At 70.2% G+C, this 3,720-nt stretch carries 2 protein-coding genes; both read left to right on the forward strand.

From position 1 onward, the window contains the following. A partial coding sequence (locus V7067_RS14080) for an aromatic acid/H+ symport family MFS transporter (protein WP_334176536.1) occupies positions 1–1,343 on the forward strand: 1,343 nt, incomplete at its 5' end. Positions 1,344–1,523: 180 nt separating this feature from the next. After that, on the forward strand, positions 1,524–3,494 hold the full coding sequence (locus V7067_RS14085; RefSeq protein WP_334176537.1) for a sigma-54-dependent Fis family transcriptional regulator: 1,971 nt from the start codon (positions 1,524–1,526) through the stop codon (positions 3,492–3,494). Positions 3,495–3,720: the final 226 nt, after the last annotated feature.

A 3,720-nucleotide genomic window follows, 5' to 3' on the forward strand; every position in this document is an offset into this window, starting at 1 on the left:
CTGTCGCCCTGCAGGGCCTCATCGACGATGCACCGATCGGCACCTTCCAGTTCCGCATCATCGCGCTGTGCTTCGCCATCGTCGCCATCGACGGTTTCGACACCGCCGCTGCGGCCTTCATCGCCCCGGCCATCCGCGCCGAATGGGCGCTGACGCCCGCTGCCCTTGCGCCCATGTTCGGGGCCGGGCTGTTCGGCCTCATGATCGGCGCGCTGACCATCGGCCCCTTTGCCGACCGGCTCGGCCGGCGGCCGCTGCTCATCTTCTCGGTGCTGTTTTTCGGACTTGCCTCGCTCGGCGCGGCCTGGTCGTCGACGCTGGGCGAACTCACGTTCTGGCGCTTCGTCACCGGGCTCGGCCTCGGCGCGGCCATGCCGAGCGCCATTACGCTGACCTCGGAATATTGCCCGGACCGCCGGCGCTCGTTCCTCGTCACGCTGATGTTCTGCGGCTTCACCCTCGGCTCGGCACTGGGCGGGCTGCTGGCCGCGGAGCTGGTGGCCGATCACGGCTGGCGCTCGGTGCTGCTGGCGGGCGGCCTCGCACCGGTCGTGCTTGCCGTGCTGCTGCTGGCGTGGCTGCCGGAATCGGCCCGCTTCCTCGTCATGCGCGACCCGGCCTCGCCGAAGGCCGCGGCGCTGATGGCACGCATCGCCCCCGGCCGCGTGCCGGCGGGTGCCCGCTTCAGCGGTCCGGTGAAGCCGAAGGGGCTGCCGGTCGCACAGCTTTTCTCGCGCAGCCTCGTTGCCGGAACGCTGCTGCTCTGGCTCAGCTTCTTCATGAGCCTGCTGGTTTATTACCTGCTCACCAACTGGCTGCCGACCTTCATCAACGCCGGCGGCGCCACCCTGCGCGAGGCGGCCCTCATCACCATGCTGCTGCAGATCGGCGGCACGCTGGGCGGGGTGGCGCTGGGCCTCATCATGGACCGCACCAGCCCGCATCTGACGCTGGCAACCGCCTATCTGGGCGGCGGTGTGTGCGTGGCTCTCATCGGCAACTCGTCCGGCATTCCCGGCCTGCTGCCGCTGGCCGTGTTCGGCGCCGGCTTCTGCATTGCCGGTTCGCAGATCGGCATCAACGCCCTTGCCGCGCAGTTCTATCCCACCGCCAACCGCGCCACGGGGGTGAGCTGGGCCAATGGCATCGGGCGGTCCGGCTCGGTGGTGGGCTCCATGGTGGGCGGGCTGCTGCTCTCCTTCAACTGGGGCTTCGAGACCATCTTCGCCATCGCCGCCGTTCCCGCCGTCATCGCCGGCCTCGCCATCTTCCTCAAGCGCCGCATCGCGCGGCGCGGCGGGGATGTCGCCCCTGTGCTGGCGACGGCGGCCCCGGAGGCATGACGGAAGGCTGAAGCCTGACGGAACCGGCCCGCGCCGCTGCATCCCGGGCGGCGCGGGCCGCAACCGGCGCGGGGCATGTCGGGATGCCCCGCGCCGGGCCTTGATTCTGCCGCCGTGGCAGACGATGTTTTCAGCCACATAAAGAACGGCCACAAAGGCCGCCGATGGGGAGGAAACGTCGTGAGGCAGGCTCAGGCAGCCCATATCGACGAGCTCGTGCGTGTCGCCGTCGGCGGCAGCACCCGGCGCGATGCCATCATTCACGAATCCTGGCGGCGCTGCGTCTCGCAACACAAGCTCGACCCGGAGGTGCTGCGCGAGGCACGCATCCTCACCCAGGGCCGCCTGCGCGAACACCGCGATGCCATGGACGATTTCCTGCGCACCGCCCGCTTCGGGCTGGAGATGCTGCACCGGCAGGTTTCCGGCCTCGGCTATGTGCTGCTGCTGACCGATGCAGAGGGCATCACCGTCGATTTCATCGGCGATCCGGGCGTGGACGGACCGTTGCGGCAGGCCGGCCTTTATCTGGGGGCCGACTGGAACGAGCCGCACATGGGCACCTGCGCCGTCGGCACCTGCATCGCCACCGGCGAGGCGCTGACCGTGCACCTGAGCGACCATTTCGATGCCACCCACATTCCCCTCACCTGCACCGCCGCCCCGGTGTTCGATGCCACCGGTGCGCTTGCCGCCGTGCTCGACATTTCCGCCCTGAAATCGCCGGAGCCGAAGACGAGCCAGTTCCTCGCCCTGCAGCTGGTGAAGTCGTTCGCCCACAAGATCGAGGTCGCCCACCTGCTCAGCCGTTTTCGCGGCGAGTGGGTGCTGAAGCTCTCCGCCTCGCTGGAATTTGCCGATCTGGAGCCGGATTATGTGCTGGCGGTCGATTCCGGCGGCCGCATCATCGGCTTCAACGACCGGGCGCGACGGGCGCTGTCGCCGGCCGATGCCGCCGGCAACCGCCCCTCGCTCTATGGCCGCCGGCTCGACAGCATCGTCGACTGCCGGCTCGACGACCTGCCGCGCTTTTCCCACTCCGCCCCGATGGCCGAGCGCACGGTGCGCTTTGCCGCCGGCGGCCGTGTGCTGTTTGCCGAAAGCCTGCCGCCGCCACCGCCGCGGGTGCGCCCGGCCGGCGGTCTTTCCGCCCTGCCCGCCCCGCTGGCCGCCCTCGGCCACGGCGATGCCGCGGTGGAAGCCCTTGCCCGCCGCGCCGCAAGGCTCGCCGATACCCGCCTCAGCCTGCTCATCCACGGCGAAACCGGCAGCGGCAAGGAACACCTTGCCAAGGCGGTGCATCAGGCCGGTGCGCGGGCCGGGCGGCCGTTCGTGGCCGTCAACTGCGCCGCCCTGCCGGAAACGCTGATCGAGGCCGAACTCTTCGGCTATGAGGCCGGCGCCTTCACCGGTGCGGCCAGCCGCGGCCGGCGCGGCCTTGTGCTGGAGGCCGACGGCGGAACGCTGTTTCTGGACGAAATCGGCGACATGCCGCTCGCCGCGCAGACCCGGCTGCTGCGCGTGCTTTCCGAACGCGAGGTGACGCCGGTGGGCCGCACCCGCCCGGTGCCGGTGGATGTGCGGGTGATTGCCGCCACCCACCGCGATCTCGTGGCCGCCGTGCGCGAGGGCCGGTTCCGGGAGGATCTCTATTTCCGTCTCAACGGCGCCGTGCTCACCCTGCCGCCGCTGCGCGCCCGCAGCGACCTTGAAGGCCTGATCCGCACGCTGATGCGCACCCGCCTGCCCGCCATGCGGCTGAACGGCGCGGCGCTGGCCCGGCTCATGGCCCACGACTGGCCGGGCAACGTGCGCGAACTCATCAACGCCCTCGATTTTGCCGGTGCGGTGGCCGGCGACGGCCTTATCACCGCCGGCGACCTGCCGGATCACCTGTCCGGCGACCCGCCGGCCTCAGCGGCGGCCGCGCCTCTCGCCGCCCCCCTTGCTGCCACCCTCTCCGCCACCCTTGCCGCCGGCGGCGAGCAGCCGGTGCCGGCGGCTGGCGATGCCGCCGGCCGGCTGCTGGCCGTGCTTATGGCCCATCACTGGAATGTCAGCGCCGTGGCCCGCACCCTCGGCTGCGACCGCACCACTGTCCACCGCCAGATGCGCCGCTTCGCGCTGGTGCCGCCCAACCGGCGCAACTGACGCCACACCTGTGGCAGCCAGCCGCAACAGGTGTGGCGGGCCCGGCAGCCCGCCGCCACACCTGTTGCAGACGATATTCCCTTTCTGAATCAATCTGTTGGTGCATATTCGCCGCTTGGCATCGTCCTTGCTCTTGTCTTTTGCAGAAAAAGAACACGACGGGAGTGAACGCCGATGTCGCCACGGGTGGGCATCATCGCCAATCCGGTTTCCGCGCGCGATATCC

Origin of the sequence: Pseudoxanthobacter sp. (assembly GCF_036822375.1) — a bacterium.
In the GTDB taxonomy this organism is placed as follows: Bacteria; Pseudomonadota; Alphaproteobacteria; order Rhizobiales; family Segnochrobactraceae; genus Pseudoxanthobacter.